This is a genomic window from Synechococcus sp. BIOS-U3-1, from assembly GCF_014279975.1.
Classification (GTDB): Bacteria; Cyanobacteriota; Cyanobacteriia; order PCC-6307; family Cyanobiaceae; genus Synechococcus_C.
Map to the genome: position 1 here is coordinate 577540 of NZ_CP047936.1, position 15350 is coordinate 592889.

Consider the following 15350-nt stretch of genomic DNA (forward strand, 5'->3'; position numbering starts at 1 on the left):
CGAGCTCAGCCTTACGGCTGGGCTTTTTTAATGGTGATCCCAGTCGTGATCAATGTCTTCGTGATCCTCATCTGCAGGGTCAGGAACAGCCCCTTCATCCAGGTCCAGAAGCAATACGTCATCGGGATTGACGCGCAGGAAATGGTGGAGCAGTAGGAAGCCAACAATCGTCCAGGTCTGGTAAGTCCTGGACTGTTGACCCACCCAGGTGCCTGTTGGGCCATCAAAGTATTCAGCCCACTGTTGCCTCGGCAATTGGTTGAGATGACTCCAATAACATTCCTCCAGAAGGGCTTTCATCTGCCCCATCAGCAGAACATCGGCATGGGGATGGCGGCGCTCATGCAGCAGGATTGAGCCACCGAAGAACCACAACAGGCTCGGCCAGTGACCACCGTTGTGATAGCTCCAGGGCCAGTTCTTTGGATCCGACCCGGTTTTGTTTTGCCATTCGAGGCTTTCCATCGGAGGGTGGCAGATGCGCATGGGCATTTCGGCCATCAGGTGGTCGCGGTTATGCAGCGTTAGGCGAAATAGCGCACGTTGTTGTGGGGCAGTCAGTAGTCCGAACAGGCAGCCGAGCGAATTTCCGAGGCTGTAAAAGCGGAAGTCAGGACGTCCTGTGCGCATGTTGCCGATCAAGTAGCCCCCTCGATTTTCCAGCCAGTCCTGCAGCCAGTCAGGAATGACCTGCGGCTGAACATTGAATTCGTTCTGGTGCTGGTTGTCTCCGTACTGTTCGGTTGGTCTGCGACGCAAAACCTGCATGGTTTTGCTGGTGACCCAGTAGTGCTTGAGAAGAAACTGGCGAAGGTCGTGAACCCACTGCCGGGTCAGCACGAGTCGTTGGTCAAGCAGTCTGCTGTTGTGATGCTTTCGTCCCAGCTCCATCAGCTGAGTGCAGCACCGCAGGGATCCGTAGAGCAACACCTCCACTTCCAGTGGAGCTCCCCAGACGTCCATCGGACGGTCAATCATGAACGCGCAGTCCGGCACAAACAGCACCGGAGTCCCTTCAAAGGTGGGATGTAACACAAGGTCCAGCAAAAGCTGAACACCGCGCTGCACAGCCTGACTGGAGGCAAATTCCTCATCTCCACTTGATTTGACGTACATCCAGCACAGAACTGGCCACCAGAGGCTTGCGTCGACTGACGTGATCCGGCCAATGGAGCGTTGGCCATAGTCCGCAATCAGGTGGCCTTCCTCTTCCACGAAACTGGTGGGGAAGACACCCCGTGTCTGATACGTGGTGCTTTGTAGGTCAAGACAGATGGTCAGGAACTGACGAACGATGTCGAATCGCTTCTGTGTCAGTAGGTAGAGCATGACGGGAACGTTGTCCCTCAGGAAGATCTCGCCGTAGTTGAGAGCTTCGTCATGACGGGGATGTTCCAGGGCGGCGACGCTGCCAGCCAAGTGACCACGCAGTGGAATCAGTGTTCGCTCGAAGTGCTCCCGGGCCTTTTGGACTACCTGGTCTTCCTTCGAGCTGGGTCTGACACGCTGGTTCTGCTGGCTGAAGCGTCCTGCCATGGTCCGTTGCGTGTAGCCAAAACGTAGTGCTGGCTTTTGATCACGGCAGTGGAAGCAAGTCTTGAGATGCGATCAGTTGCGAAGAGGGGTGTAAGTGGGCTATGTTTTTGGACTGCGCGGCAGGCGGAAGCCTGGAGCGCAGCTTCTAAGCATGAAGAGCGCGAGCTTGTAATGTTTGGGGGTGCTTACAAGGCCTAGAGGGAGAGATCCCACGGTGTTGTAAGTTTCACAAGCGGTCGCGAGACCGCACCGCCAACCGTTCCTGAGAGGGAACGCGCCGGCAGAACCTGGACAATCGAAAAGTTTAGGAACTGACGCTTTCATCGTGTCAAGTTTCGATTGCTTAGCTGAGAAGTTGAGTGAGTTGAGCTTGATGAAATAGCGATGTAAGTGTGAGGTCCCGTCAACAATTATTAGTTGCAAAGAAGCAATGTGCTTACAAGATTGAAAGTTTTCACGAGCTTTCGATGTTGTCGGTGTGCATGTTGTGGAGCAACGACCGGATCTGAGATCCTGGAAAGTCACGAAGGAGAGATTCTAAGTGCACTCTTATGAACCCTTCTGTCAGAGGAAGGTGGTTTTAACTGCAATCAGTGCGCCAGTGCTGATGAGTGGGTAAAGCAAATCAAGTTGAAGAGGTGAAAGCCTTTAAGAGGACTTGATCTACAACGGAGAGTTTGATCCTGGCTCAGGATGAACGCTGGCGGCGTGCTTAACACATGCAAGTCGAACGAACCTTCGGGTTAGTGGCGGACGGGTGAGTAACGCGTGGGAATCTGCCCTCAGGAGGGGGATAACGGCTGGAAACGGCCGCTAATACCCCATATGCCGAGAGGTGAAACGAATTTCGCCTGAGGATGAGCCCGCGTCTGATTAGCTAGTTGGTGAGGTAAGAGCTCACCAAGGCATCGATCAGTAGCTGGTCTGAGAGGATGATCAGCCACACTGGGACTGAGACACGGCCCAGACTCCTACGGGAGGCAGCAGTGGGGAATTTTCCGCAATGGGCGAAAGCCTGACGGAGCAACGCCGCGTGAGGGATGAAGGCCTCTGGGCTGTAAACCTCTTTTCTCAAGGAAGAAGATCTGACGGTACTTGAGGAATAAGCCACGGCTAATTCCGTGCCAGCAGCCGCGGTAATACGGGAGTGGCAAGCGTTATCCGGAATTATTGGGCGTAAAGCGTCCGCAGGCGGCCTTTCAAGTCTGCTGTTAAAACGTGGAGCTTAACTCCATCATGGCAGTGGAAACTGATTGGCTTGAGTGTGGTAGGGGCAGAGGGAATTCCCGGTGTAGCGGTGAAATGCGTAGATATCGGGAAGAACACCAGTGGCGAAGGCGCTCTGCTGGGCCATAACTGACGCTCATGGACGAAAGCCAGGGGAGCGAAAGGGATTAGATACCCCTGTAGTCCTGGCCGTAAACGATGAACACTAGGTGTCGGGGGAATCGACCCCCTCGGTGTCGTAGCCAACGCGTTAAGTGTTCCGCCTGGGGAGTACGCACGCAAGTGTGAAACTCAAAGGAATTGACGGGGGCCCGCACAAGCGGTGGAGTATGTGGTTTAATTCGATGCAACGCGAAGAACCTTACCAGGGTTTGACATCCTGCGAATCTCTTGGAAACGAGAGAGTGCCTTCGGGAACGCAGTGACAGGTGGTGCATGGCTGTCGTCAGCTCGTGTCGTGAGATGTTGGGTTAAGTCCCGCAACGAGCGCAACCCACGTCTTTAGTTGCCAGCATTTAGTTGGGCACTCTAGAGAGACCGCCGGTGATAAACCGGAGGAAGGTGTGGATGACGTCAAGTCATCATGCCCCTTACATCCTGGGCTACACACGTACTACAATGCTACGGACAAAGAGCAGCAAGTTCGCGAGGACAAGCAAATCTCATAAACCGTGGCTCAGTTCAGATCGTAGGCTGCAACTCGCCTACGTGAAGGAGGAATCGCTAGTAATCGCAGGTCAGCATACTGCGGTGAATACGTTCCCGGGCCTTGTACACACCGCCCGTCACACCATGGAAGTTGGCCACGCCCGAAGCCGTTACTCCAACCCTTGTGGAGGAGGACGTCGAAGGTGGGGCTGATGACTGGGGTGAAGTCGTAACAAGGTAGCCGTACCGGAAGGTGCGGCTGGATCACCTCCTAACAGGGAGACAAACAATGATTTTGATGTCTGAGTAATTCATTCTTAGGCCGAAATCCTGTCACCTTAGGTCGATCGGTACCTCAATTTTGAAGTCAAGAATGCATAGAAATATGGATTGCTTGGTGGAAATTTTCAGTTCCTAAACTTTGTCTAGTTCACATCCCACAAGGGTTGAGTCTTCCTGGGCCATTAGCTCAGGTGGTTAGAGCGCACCCCTGATAAGGGTGAGGTCCCTGGTTCAAGTCCAGGATGGCCCATTCGGTGTTGGGGGTTTAGCTCAGTTGGTAGAGCGCCTGCTTTGCAAGCAGGATGTCAGGAGTTCGAGTCTCCTAACCTCCACTGATCGAACTCAATCTCCATCTTCTGAACAAGGAAGGTAAATTCGAGTGTGTTGTGATTTAGATGTGTCCGCTGACATGAACCTAGCTTCCTGTCATTCTGAAAGAGCGTGAGTCATCACGATTTTTTAGTTGATAAGATGCTGGGCTCGAACTGATTTATCAGTTTGATGTTTAGCAGAACCTTGACAACTGCATAGGAAAAGTCTGTAAGAATAAAGCATCTCTCATGGATGCATCATTCTTTTTAGGATGATGTCAATTCTTGAGCAAGAGCCGAGACTCCATAACGTTCTTCTAATTGTGTCGAGCAAATAGGAGTTTGATGATGAATTCAGAAATGAATTTTTCAGAATCTGTTTCAACAACAGCAAGCGTTTTGGAGATTAATGGTCAAGCTACAAAGAGCTCACGGCGGATACCTTGGCACACAGAGGCGATGAAGGACGTGGTTACCTGCGATAAGTCTCGGGGAGCTGGAAACACGCTTTGATCCGGGAATTTCCGAATGGGGCAACCCTTAGAACGGCCAGCTGAATCCATAGGCTGGCACGAGCCAACCCAGCGAACTGAAACATCTTAGTAGCTGGAGGAAAGGAAAGTAAAAACGACTCCCTGAGTAGCGGCGAGCGAACGGGGAAGAGCCTAAACCGATGGTTTCGACCATCGGGGTTGTGGGACAGCAATGTGGAAAAGGGATGTTAGTGGAAGTGTTTGAAAGACACGCCAAAGAAGGTGAAAGCCCCGTACACGAAAACTGAACTGACCTAGCTGTATCCCGAGTAGCACGGAGCACGTGAAATTCCGTGTGAATCTGCGAGGACCACCTCGTAAGGCTAAGTACTACTGTGTGACCGATAGCGAAACAGTACCGCGAGGGAAAGGTGAAAAGAACCCCGGGAGGGGAGTGAAATAGAACATGAAACCGTGAGCTTACAAGCAATGGGAGCCCTACTCATAGGGTGACCGTGTGCCTGTTGAAGAATGAGCCGGCGACTTATAGGCACTGGCGGGTTAAACCGGAAATGGTGGAGCCATAGCGAAAGCGAGTCTGAATAGGGCGTTTGTCAGTGTTTATAGACCCGAACCCGGGTGATCTAACCATGGCCAGGATGAAGCTTGGGTGATACCAAGTGGAGGTCCCAACCAACTGACGTTGAAAAGTCACTGGATGAGCTGTGGTTAGCGGTGAAATGCCAATCGAACCCGGAGCTAGCTGGTTCTCCCCGAAATACGTTGAGGCGTAGCGTCTCGTGCTCCAGCAGGGGGGTAAAGCCACCATTTCGGTGCGGGCTGCGAGAGCGGTACCAAATCGAGATGAACTCTGAATACCCTGTGTGTAGCGAGGCAGTCAGACTGTGGGGGATAAGCTCCATGGTCGAGAGGGAAACAGCCCAGACCGCCAGCTAAGGTCCCCAAATCAACGCTAAGTGATAAAGGAGGTGGGATTGCCCAGACAACCAGGAGGTTTGCCTAGAAGCAGCCATCCTCAAAGGAGTGCGTAATAGCTCACTGGTCGAGCGATCCTGCGCCGAAAATGAACGGGGCTAAGCGTTGTACCGAAGCTGCGGATTTATGGTAGGGGAGCGTTCTATGTGGGGCGAAGCGTTAGCGTGAGCGGGCGTGGACTGCATAGAAGTGAGAATGTCGGCTTGAGTAGCGAAAACATGGGTGAGAATCCCATGCACCGAAACCCTAAGGGTTCCTCCGGCAGGCTCGTCCGCGGAGGGTTAGTCTGGTCCTAAGGTCAGGCCGAAAGGCGTAGTCGATGGATAACAGGTCAACATTCCTGTACCGGTTATGTTTTGGGAAGAGGGACGGAGAAGGCTAGCCGAGCCAGACGTTGGTTACTGGTTCAAGCGTTCGAGGCTATGAGGAGCGGCGAAAACGTTCCGAGCTGAGGCGTGAGTACGAGCTGCTACGGCAGCGAAGTCGGTGACGTCATGCTTCCAAGAAAAGCTCTAAACCCGTTAAGACATAACTGCCAGTACCCGAAACCGACACAGGTGGGGTGGTAGAGAATACCGAGGTGCGCGAGGTAACTCTCTCTAAGGAACTCGGCAAATTAGCCCCGTAACTTCGGGAGAAGGGGTGCCACCGCAAGGTGGTCGCAGTGAAAAGGCCCTGGCGACTGTTTACCAAAAACACAGGTCTCCGCTAAGTCGCAAGACGATGTATGGGGGCTGACGCCTGCCCAGTGCCGGAAGGTTAAGGAAGCCGGTCAGCGTAAGCGAAGCTGGCGACTGAAGCCCCGGTGAACGGCGGCCGTAACTATAACGGTCCTAAGGTAGCGAAATTCCTTGTCGGGTAAGTTCCGACCCGCACGAAAGGCGTAACGATCAGGGCACTGTCTCGGAGAGAGGCTCGGCGAAATAGAATTGTCTGTGAAGATGCGGACTACATACACCCGGACAGAAAGACCCTATGAAGCTTTACTGTAGCTTGGTATTGTGCCCGGGCTCTGAATGCGCAGGATAGGTGGGAGACGTTGATCTAGTGCTCGTGGGTACTAGGGAGTCAATGGTGAGATACCACTCTTTCAGAGCTAGGGTTCTAACGTTCACCCGTTATCCGGGGAGCGGACAGTATCAGGTGGGCAGTTTGACTGGGGCGGTCGCCTCCTAAAAGGTAACGGAGGCGCGCAAAGGTTTCCTCAGGCTGGTTGGAAATCAGCCGATGAGTGCAAAAGCAGAAGGAAGCTTGACTGTGAGACCTACAAGTCGAACAGGGACGAAAGTCGGCTTTAGTGATCCGACGGTTCTGAGTGGAAGGGCCGTCGCTCAACGGATAAAAGTTACTCTAGGGATAACAGGCTGATCTCCCCCAAGAGTTCACATCGACGGGGAGGTTTGGCACCTCGATGTCGGCTCATCGCAACCTGGGGCTGAAGTCGGTCCCAAGGGTTGGGCTGTTCGCCCATTAAAGCGGTACGCGAGCTGGGTTCAGAACGTCGTGAGACAGTTCGGTCCATATCCGGTGTATGCGTAGGAATATTGAGAGGATTTCTCCCTAGTACGAGAGGACCGGGAGGAACGCACCTCTGGTGTACCAGTTATCGTGCCAACGGTAAACGCTGGGTAGCCATGTGCGGAGTGGATAACCGCTGAAAGCATCTAAGTGGGAAGCCCACCTCAAGATGAGTATTCCCATGGGGTAACCCAGTAAGGTCACGGGAAGAACACCCGTTGATAGGCTCTACGTCGAAGTCCAGTAATGGATGCAGCGGAGGAGTACTAATAGACCGAGGGCTTGACCATGATTTGGTTCTTGCCTGAGGCGAAGTTTTATTCGATTCAGACACATCATTAACGATGAAAGTTGTTGATGATGTCCTATGCAGTTCTCAGGGTTCAACCTTGGGAATGTTTTCTATCCTGGTGTCCATAGCGCTGTGGAACCACTCCGATCCATCTCGAACTCGGTTGTGAAACGCAGCAGCGGCGACGATATTTGGGGGGTAGCCCCCTGAGAAAATAGCTCGATGCCAGGTAAAACATTTCTATCACGCACGTGATGCGAAGAAAGCCATCCTGGAGGATGGCTTTTTTTGTGCCCTGACGCGCTAGTTCATCTGCTGGCAGGTTTGATTCGGGGTTGGTTGTCGTCCAAAGCGTTGATTTGTCCGAGATCAATGTCGGACAGTTGACGCACCACTGCGTGGTTGGCTGAATTTTGATGAGGATTGCCCTCTCGCAGACAGAAGACAGTGTTCATTCCTGACTCCCGAGCTGCATCGCATTCGCCTGGATGATCGCTGATAAAGAGAACTTGATTGGATTGAACGCCAATTTTTTGAGCGATGACTACATAGCTTTGATGGGCAAGTTTTGGGCCTGTGCGTGTATCAAACCAGTACTGAAAACGATCTGTGATGTCTCCTTGTTCGGTGTGGGCGTAAAGGAGTTTCTGAGCATGAATACTGCCAGATGAGTACACTGCAAGAGTGATTCCACTGTCGTTCCAGCTATCCAGTTGTGGGCGTACATCACTGAACAAGGGGGATTTCAATTCGCCTGATTTGTAGCCTTGCTCCCAGATGATGCCTTGTAATTGTTTGAGGGCTGTCGACTTTCTGTCTGATTGAATTAGGTGCTGTAGATACTCTTCCGTATTACTTGTTGATGGAGGCTTCTGGGCAGTTTGGCGTAGCATCATTTGGCTTATTGGATCCGAATCAGCCAGCCATTCATTGACTGCTTCTTTCACTAATTCATCGATTTCAGTATTTCTCCCTCTCTTCGTCAATGTTGCTTTCAGATTCTTTTGTGCGAAAGGAAATAACGTTTGGCTGACAAAATCGACGGGGCATGTTGTTCCTTCGATATCCAGCAGAATGGCCCGAATCACGTGTTATTCCTCAGTAGTAATTGTCTCCAGGTGAGTTCCAGGAGGAATTCCAAGATTTCGGTATGTCGACGAGCTTCGTCTAGATCGTCGCCCCATGCATAGAGGCCATGGCCTGAGACCAGCAGTCCATGGGGAGCATCTCTCAGTCGTAGCGATGCTGATTCGCTCAGTGTCTGAAGATCCTGGCTGTTGGCGATGATGGGCACGTTGACGCTGGAGTCATGGGTGGTGATTCCTTTAAGACCTTTCAGCATTTCCCAGCCCTCGATGGTCACGCAGCCTTGGTCCAGCTTCATTCTCGACAGCAGAGTCCCCGCCAGGGAATGGGTATGCAGCACTGCCCCAGCTCCGCAGCAGTGAATGATGCGCAGATGCAGCAGGGTTTCTGCACTTGCTTGCCCCACTCCTCGAGTTACTTCAGCACTGTTGTTCACTTCGATCAGTTCCTCGGGTCGGACTGATCCCTTGTCGACTCCGCTGGGGGCCATCAACAGTCGCAGAGGATCATGGGCCACTACAACGCTGAAATTGCCTCCAGTGCCGTCGCACCAACCTCGGCGATGCAACAACTTCATCGTGGCTGAGAGTTCTTCAGCAGCCTGAACCAATGGTTTCACGCCTCCCCCGTTCCATGCAGATCTGTCATATCGCAGTCAAGTTTCAGGATTGGCAGGAGGGGCACCAATGGGTGCTGCGTCCAGCAATCTTGACCCGATCAATAGCAGTGCCACAGTTCAAGCATGGTTGCCCGGTACGTCGATACACCGCGGCCTGCCCGCCGTAATTGCCGTTGACGCCTTCAAGGTCTCGAAAATCACTGAATGTTGTGCCACCAACACCGATGCTGATTTCCAGCACTTGCACAAGGCTTTCGCAGACTTGTTCAAGTTGTTTGCGGTTGAGCCTGCCTGCTGGTGTTTGGGGCGCGATGCCTGCTGCAAAGAGGCTTTCATCGGCGTAGATATTGCCTGCTCCAGCGACCAGTGACTGGTCAAGTAGTGCTGCCTTAATTGAGCGTTTTGATCCTTTCAGCTTCTGTTGCAAGTAACAGGCATTGAACTCTGTGCTGAATGGTTCTGGTCCTAGCCGCTTCAATCCGGTCATCACTGAGTCGGTGGCTGTTCCTTGCGGAACCCACCACATCTCTCCAAAGCTGCGCACGTCGACGAACCTCAGCTCCTGCTCCTTGGCGTTCCAGAAGCGCGCCCGCGTGTGTTGGCAAGGTTCTGTGGGTTCTTCGTGCCACTGGAACTGGCCTGTCATGCGCAGATGGACTCCCCAGAAACCATTGGCCTCTCCGGTGCTGGGATGCAACAGCTGGGCAATCAGATACTTACCGCGTCGCTGCCACTCGCCAACGGTCTGGCCTGCAAGTCCACGACAAAAGGCAGTCGAGCCCCCAGGGCTGGCCACAGCCCTTTCACGGAGGATTTCGGCCTCCTGGATGACAAATGATTGAAGACGGCTCGCCAGTCCTCGGCGAACCGTTTCAACTTCCGGAAGTTCCGGCAAGAGACTCAGGCCGGCTCGAGTTCGTCGAGCGCAAAGTTGTTGGTGTTGATGCCACCGTCTGTGCCTTGGAGGCCGTTGTAGTTGACCTGTTCGAACCGAACCACAACCGGATAACGGATGCCCGAAGTGTCGATCGAGGCGACTTTGCCGACATCGTTGAACCAGAAGGACTCAGGGCGCTTGATCCGCACCATGTCACCGCGGGAGATCGCCATCGCTTCGTAGGAACTAAAAGCACATTGAGCGTATCTCCAGGTCTTTCCCTGGAGGTCTGTTGCGTCACACAATGTCGCCCTGATCAGCTGGGTTCTTGCCCTTCGCCATGCCAGCATCCAACCTCCGGCGTCCTGCCTGCCTTGCTGCCAACGAACATGGAAACTCCTGCTTTGGAGCTGGATCTGCCAGATCCTGAGCAGGACGACATCAGCACGATGGAGTTTCTGGCTCGCTTGGAGGAGGCCTGGGCTGTCTGTGACAAGTTCGATCTACAGACCGAGATCTGGCGTGGAAAGATTCTCAAGGCCGTTCGCGATCGTGAAAAGAGGGGGGGAGAGGGACGTGGCGCCGGATTCCTGCAATGGCTTAGGGAGCGGGAGATCAGCAAGACCCGGGCCTATGGATTGATTCAGCTCGCAGAGTCGGCGCAAGAAATGCTGGGTGAGGGTGTGCTCGAGGAGGCCAGCGTTAATCAGTTCTCCAAGCGCGCCTTCATGGAAACCACTCAGGCTGCTCCGGAGGTGCAGTTGATGATCTCCGAAGCTGCCAATGAAGGTCAGGAGATCACCCGCAAACAGGTTCGACGTCTGACGGACGAGTTCATGGCTGCCACCAGTCCTCTGCTGCCTGAGGAGATCAGGCAGCGCACCCAGGAGAATCTGCTGCCATCGAAAGTTGTTGCTCCTCTGGTGCGTGAGCTGTCCAAGTTGCCTGAGCCACAACAGGAGGACTTACGCAAGGTGCTGCGGGACGAGCCCGAGCTTGATCGTATTAAGGATGTGACCCACACTGCTCGCTGGATCACCAAGGCGACGGAATCCAGCATTGCCGTTCGCGCCTTTCAGCAAGGTGAGCTTGATCTCGAGAAGGCGATGCAGGAAGCTCAGCGGCTGGATGCACTCGGATTGCTGGCTGATGCCGTCGGTCAGGCTCAGTCTCTTGAATCGGCAGTGCTGAAGCTGCACACGTCGTGGCGACGACTGGGAGGTTTGCAGGAACGGCTTTGGGTGGAAAGTGGCAGCAGTACGCCCTATCTGCGGGATGTACTCTCGGCGCTTCAGAGTCTCAGCGGCGCAACATTTCGGGTCTCTCTGGGTGAATTGGCGGGGGGGAAGCGGGTACGTCTCCAGTTGGTTGAGGAATCACCGGACCAGCTGGATCCCCCTCCGATCCCCTAGATCTGGGGCTCGGTAGGCTGGTCACACCCCATCCATGGAGTGCTTTGGACCTGCTGCTGGACGCGCTAAAGCGCCATTACGGCTGGTCCGAGTTCCGGCCAGGGCAGCGCTCCGTCGTGGAATGTCTGTTGCAGGGTCAGGACTGCTTGGCGGTGTTGCCGACCGGTGGGGGCAAATCGCTTTGTTTTCAGTTGCCTGCCTTGGTGAGATCGGGCCTCGTGGTGGTGATCTCCCCCTTGGTGGCCCTGATGGAAGATCAGGTTCTCCAGTTGAGTCGTCGAGGCATTGCAGCGGCCTGTCTTCACGGCGGTATTGCGCCGGCTCAGAGACGGCAGACGCTCTCGCAGCTCAGCGACGGATCACTGCGGCTGTTGTATCTCGCACCAGAGCGTCTTCAGGGTGAAGCCACCCGTTCCGTTCTGCAGGAGCATGCCGCCACAGGTCAGTTGGTAGCGCTTGCGGTGGATGAGGCCCACTGCATCAGTGCCTGGGGGCATGACTTCCGCCCTGATTACCGCCGGCTGGGTGAGTTGCGAGCTCTTTGTCCAGGGGTTCCATTGGTGGCTCTCAGTGCCACGGCAGCTCCCCGTGTCAGGGCAGACATCCTTCGTCTTCTTCACCTCCGGCGGCCATTGATCCAGGTGGGATCGGCTCGACGCCACAACCTGCACTACGCCATGCGCCGGCGGGTTGGGGATCCTTTGCAGGATGTTGTTAACGCGTTGGGAAATGCCCGTGGTGCCTGTCTGATCTACGCCCGCACCCGTGTCTCGGTGGAGCGTTGGACTGAGCGGCTCTGTGCCAACGGAATTCAGGCCATCGCTTATCACGCTGGCCTGGATCCTGACGTGCGGCATCGGGCTCTCGAGCATTTCTTGGGAGCGCAGGATCCCGTGCTGGTGGCCACCGTGGCTTTTGGTATGGGAGTGGACCGGCCTGATGTTGGTTTGGTTTTGCATCTGGACCTTCCGAGTACTCCTGAGGGCTACCTGCAGGAGTCAGGTCGCGCAGGACGCGATGGCAAGCCAGCTCATTGCCTGGTGTTGTTTTCACCGAGAGATCGAACCAGCCTTGGCTGGGCGATGCAGAGTGCTCTTCGCCGGTCATCAGCCAGCGATGCTGCCGAAGAATCCCGTCGGATTGAATTGGCGCAGCAGCAGTTGCGTCGTATGGAGGCCGTCGCCGAGGGAGAAACCTGTAGAGAACAAGCTCTGCTGTTGTCTGTTGGTGAACTGGTTCCTCCCTGCGGCCGCTGTGATCGCTGTCTTTCCAATACCTCAAGGCAGGACTGGTCCGATGAGGCCACAGCTGTTCTGGAGTTGCTAGCGGAGGTCCACGGCACAGACTCCCGCAGGCTCAGTGAACGGCTCAATGCTGAAGAAGGCCGCTCAGCGTATTGGGGATGGCTGACGCGACGGCTAGTTCAGGAGGAGTTGATCCATGAAACCGATGACGGCAGCCAGCGCTTGTACTTGAAGGAAAGCGGCCGGCGCTTTCTGCGTCAGCCTTGGCCCTTGCACTACGCGGCTTGAGCCGGATTCAACGTTTCGCAGTCGTGCAGCGATCCTTGACGAGAGCCTTTTCAAACGCGGACTGGGGTGCAATCCAGTTTTTCCACATTCCGTTAGCGCCGGTGGCATTGATCTTTTTGGCAGAGCAGTTCACTGCCACATAAAGCGATTGCCCATCGCTGTTCAGTGTCGGAGCTACTTCGCTTCCCCCCATCGACTGCCAGTTGCTCCAGTCGACCTGCAGTGGGCCATAGGTGCGCCAGGCGGCTGGCTTGGGCTGCACGCTTGTTGTTGTTTGGCTCGCTTTGGCAGTTGTCACGGGTTTGACCCCCTTGGGCTTCACTGCTTCCGGTTTCACAGCCTCTGGTTTTGCAGCGGACGATTGGACGTTCTCGGCCTTTGGTTCGACTTGTGTTGGCTGCTGCTTTTCGGGTTGGCTCTCGGTCAGCAATGGTTGCTGTTCTGTGGCTGCTGTTGATGTATTGCTGGTGCTCTCGGTGGAGCGCAGCATCAGCTGAGTTCCGATATTGACCTGGTTGGGGTTCTGAATGGCATTGATGCTGATCAATGACGCAATCGGGATGTCGTAGGCCTTGGCGATTTGGGTAAGAGTTTGGCCTCGGGCCACGGTGTGGGAGATGGCATTGGGCTTGGCCTGAATCGGCACAGGCTTGGCGATGGCTTTGGGTTTTGCTTGAGGAAGCACCGCGTTGCTGGGCAGCTTTAGGGTTTGACCGATCTCAACATGATCAGCACTCGACAGTCCGTTCAGTGCCATCAACTGGCGCTCACTGACTCTGTACTGCGCAGCAATGCCGCTGAGGGTGTCGCCGGACTGCACGCTGTGACGGCCCTTGCCGGCTGAAACGCTTCCCGGCAGCCGCAGTGTCTGGCCGGCCTCCACATGATCCGAGTTTCTGATTCCGTTGAGGCGCATCAGGCTGTTCATCGACACGCCATACCGATCCGCAATATCGGAAAGGGTCTCCCCTGACTGCACCGTGACGTTGGCGCCATGACCGGCGAGCGGCGTCAGGGCTATCACGGCCAGGACGGTCAGGAGGGTGCGGCGCATGCGTGTCCATTGACTGGGCGAAACATAAGGTGCCTTCCGTGGAGTGCCAGTGCTGTTCTGAACTTGTTTTTGCGCTAGCTAGCTCAACAGACGGCGGAATGTTTCTGGCTTGAGGGTGTATGGCGGATAGCGCTGAGGCAGATCCAGCCAAAACGGACGTTTGAGCACCGAGCGCTCATGAGAAAAGGTTTTGAATCCCGCTTCTCCGTGATGGGCTCCCATCCCGCTGGCGCCCACTCCACCAAAAGGCAGATCCGGCACGCCTGCCTGCATCACCACGTCGTTGAAGCACACCCCACCGGAGCTGGTGCTACGCAGCACCAAGTCTTGGTCACGCTCGTCACCGCCAAATAAATAGAGCGCGAGCGGCTTGTCCCGCTTTTGGATCCTTTGAATCGCGTCATTCAGATCAGCGATCTCCAGCACAGGCAGAAGTGGTCCGAACAACTCATCGGCCATCAGCGGGTCTTGTTCGTTCTGTACGTCAATCAGCGTGGGTGCAATCCTGTGTCTGATGGGGTCCGCTTCACCGCCGAGCAGCACACGACCTTCATCTTTGGCCTGTTTCAACAAAGCCTCCAGTCGGCCGTAATGACGATCATGAATCAGGCTTCCGAGCGATTCCGATTCCAGTGGATTGCTGCCGTAGAGCTTCAGTCGTTCTTCGGCAATGGCCTGCAGCAGAGGCTCGCGGATGTCTGCCTGGACCAGGAGATGATCCGGCGCAATACAGGCCTGCCCAGCATTGAATCCCTTCCCCCAGACCAGCCTGCGGGCTGTGACGGATAAATCGGCGCCAGGAAGCACGATTGCAGGGTTCTTGCCGCCGAGTTCCAGCGTTACCGGCGTGAGGTTGGCGGCGGCCCCTTCCAGCACTTTCGCTCCGATCCGCCCACCACCGGTGAAGAAGATGTGGTCGAAGCGCTGCCTCACCAGTTCAGCCGCAACAGCTCCATCACCGTTGACGACCTGAACCACATCGCTTTGGAAGTACTCGGGAATGAGCTGTTCGATGAGTTCAGCGGTTGCCGGGGCATGTTCAGAGGGCTTGACCACGGCGGTGTTGCCGGCTGCAAGTGCACTGACAAGTGGCCACAACGTGAGACTGAACGGCAGATTCCAGGGACCAATCAGCAGTACGCATCCGAGTGGTTCCCGTATTAATTCGGCTCGGCCGGGTTGCTGCACGAGCGGCACACGGATGCGGCGCGGACGCATCCAGGTCCGAAGACGTCGCTCCGCGAGTTTGAGTTCCTGTAGCAAGGTCACCACCTCGGCCATCCCCTCCAGGTCGGGCTTGGCAAGGTCCTGGCGAAGGGCCTCAAGAATCTCCGGTTCGTGTTGTGTCACGAGTTCACGCAGCCGCTGAAGTTGTTCACGACGCCAGGTTTCCGGCCGTGTGATGCCCTCCAGAACGGGTTTGCGCAGGTGGTCCAGGTCGGTGTCGGTGAACGTGCTTGCAGCTTTGGCCTGGACCATGAGGGGAT

The 15350-nt window shown here is 55.2% G+C and carries 9 protein-coding genes, 2 tRNA genes and 3 rRNA genes; 7 read left to right on the plus strand and 7 right to left on the minus strand.

Translation table 11 applies throughout. The annotated features are described in order from the left end of the window. Positions 1-27: 27 nt before the first annotated feature. Positions 28-1536, minus strand: coding sequence for a glycoside hydrolase 100 family protein (locus SynBIOSU31_RS02870; RefSeq protein WP_186491905.1), 1509 nt, complete (start codon positions 1534-1536; stop codon positions 28-30). Positions 1537-2201: 665 nt separating this feature from the next. Between SynBIOSU31_RS02870 and SynBIOSU31_RS02875 the strand changes: the two genes are divergently transcribed. The 5 genes from SynBIOSU31_RS02875 (at position 2202) to rrf (ending at position 7514) form a co-directional block, all read left to right on the plus strand. Beyond that, positions 2202-3686: ribosomal RNA gene (locus tag SynBIOSU31_RS02875) — 16S ribosomal RNA — on the plus strand. 183 nt (positions 3687-3869) lie between these two features. Continuing rightward, a tRNA-Ile gene (locus tag SynBIOSU31_RS02880) sits at positions 3870-3943 on the plus strand. A 9-nt stretch (positions 3944-3952) separates the two neighbouring features. Beyond that, a tRNA-Ala gene (locus SynBIOSU31_RS02885) sits at positions 3953-4025 on the plus strand. Between the two features lie 390 nt (positions 4026-4415). Next, positions 4416-7281: ribosomal RNA gene (locus SynBIOSU31_RS02890) — 23S ribosomal RNA — on the plus strand. A gap of 116 nt (positions 7282-7397) precedes the next feature. Further along, positions 7398-7514, plus strand: a 5S ribosomal RNA gene (gene rrf, locus SynBIOSU31_RS02895). Together the 16S, 23S and 5S rRNA genes with 2 tRNA genes alongside form the textbook arrangement of a ribosomal RNA operon. A 77-nt stretch (positions 7515-7591) precedes the next feature. Here the strand turns inward: rrf and mtnC are convergent. The 4 genes from mtnC to SynBIOSU31_RS02915 are packed head-to-tail and all read right to left on the minus strand — an operon-like array spanning position 7592 to position 10098. Further along, entirely contained in the window at positions 7592-8371 is a 780-nt protein-coding gene (mtnC, locus tag SynBIOSU31_RS02900; protein ID WP_186491907.1) for an acireductone synthase, read from the minus strand. Then, positions 8368-8988: a methylthioribulose 1-phosphate dehydratase gene (gene mtnB, locus SynBIOSU31_RS02905; protein ID WP_255477319.1), complete on the minus strand. Its 621-nt coding sequence runs from the start codon at positions 8986-8988 to the stop codon at positions 8368-8370. Before mtnB ends, mtnC begins: the two co-directional genes overlap by 4 nt. 43 nt (positions 8989-9031) lie before the next feature. Next, entirely contained in the window at positions 9032-9883 is an 852-nt protein-coding gene (locus SynBIOSU31_RS02910) for a DNA-formamidopyrimidine glycosylase (RefSeq protein ID WP_186491909.1), read from the minus strand. Between the two features lie 5 nt (positions 9884-9888). Further along, positions 9889-10098 (minus strand): photosystem I reaction center subunit IV, encoded by a 210-nt coding sequence (locus SynBIOSU31_RS02915; protein WP_186491911.1) that lies wholly within the window; start codon positions 10096-10098, stop codon positions 9889-9891. 156 nt (positions 10099-10254) lie between these two features. On the opposite strand from SynBIOSU31_RS02915, the gene SynBIOSU31_RS02920 reads away from it, so the two are divergent. Both SynBIOSU31_RS02920 and SynBIOSU31_RS02925 read left to right on the plus strand, forming a co-directional pair. Next, positions 10255-11277: a hypothetical protein gene (locus tag SynBIOSU31_RS02920; protein WP_186491913.1), complete on the plus strand. Its 1023-nt coding sequence runs from the start codon at positions 10255-10257 to the stop codon at positions 11275-11277. A 44-nt stretch (positions 11278-11321) separates the two neighbouring features. Beyond that, positions 11322-12809 carry a RecQ family ATP-dependent DNA helicase gene (locus tag SynBIOSU31_RS02925; protein WP_186491915.1) on the plus strand — a complete coding sequence of 496 codons (1488 nt, stop codon included), beginning with the start codon at positions 11322-11324 and terminating at the stop codon, positions 12807-12809. 7 nt (positions 12810-12816) lie between these two features. On the opposite strand, the gene SynBIOSU31_RS02930 is transcribed toward SynBIOSU31_RS02925, so the two are convergent. Further along, positions 12817-13863, minus strand: a complete 1047-nt coding sequence (locus SynBIOSU31_RS02930) for a LysM peptidoglycan-binding domain-containing protein (RefSeq protein WP_186491917.1) — start codon at positions 13861-13863, stop codon at positions 12817-12819. 78 nt (positions 13864-13941) lie between these two features. Then, positions 13942-15342, minus strand: a complete 1401-nt coding sequence (locus SynBIOSU31_RS02935; RefSeq protein ID WP_186491919.1) for an aldehyde dehydrogenase family protein — start codon at positions 15340-15342, stop codon at positions 13942-13944. Between the last annotated feature and the right edge of the window lie 8 nt (positions 15343-15350).

Excerpts from the sequence above, each read along its gene's own strand:
- SynBIOSU31_RS02870 (WP_186491905.1), bottom strand. The coding sequence starts at position 1,536 with ATGGCAGGACGCTTCAGCCAGCAGAACCAGCGTGTCAGACCCAGCTCG.
- SynBIOSU31_RS02920 (WP_186491913.1), top strand. The coding sequence starts at position 10,255 with ATGGAAACTCCTGCTTTGGAGCTGGATCTGCCAGATCCTGAGCAGGAC.
- SynBIOSU31_RS02915 (WP_186491911.1), bottom strand. The coding sequence starts at position 10,098 with ATGGCGATCTCCCGCGGTGACATGGTGCGGATCAAGCGCCCTGAGTCC.
- SynBIOSU31_RS02930 (WP_186491917.1), bottom strand. The coding sequence starts at position 13,863 with ATGCGCCGCACCCTCCTGACCGTCCTGGCCGTGATAGCCCTGACGCCG.
- SynBIOSU31_RS02935 (WP_186491919.1), bottom strand. The coding sequence starts at position 15,342 with ATGGTCCAGGCCAAAGCTGCAAGCACGTTCACCGACACCGACCTGGAC.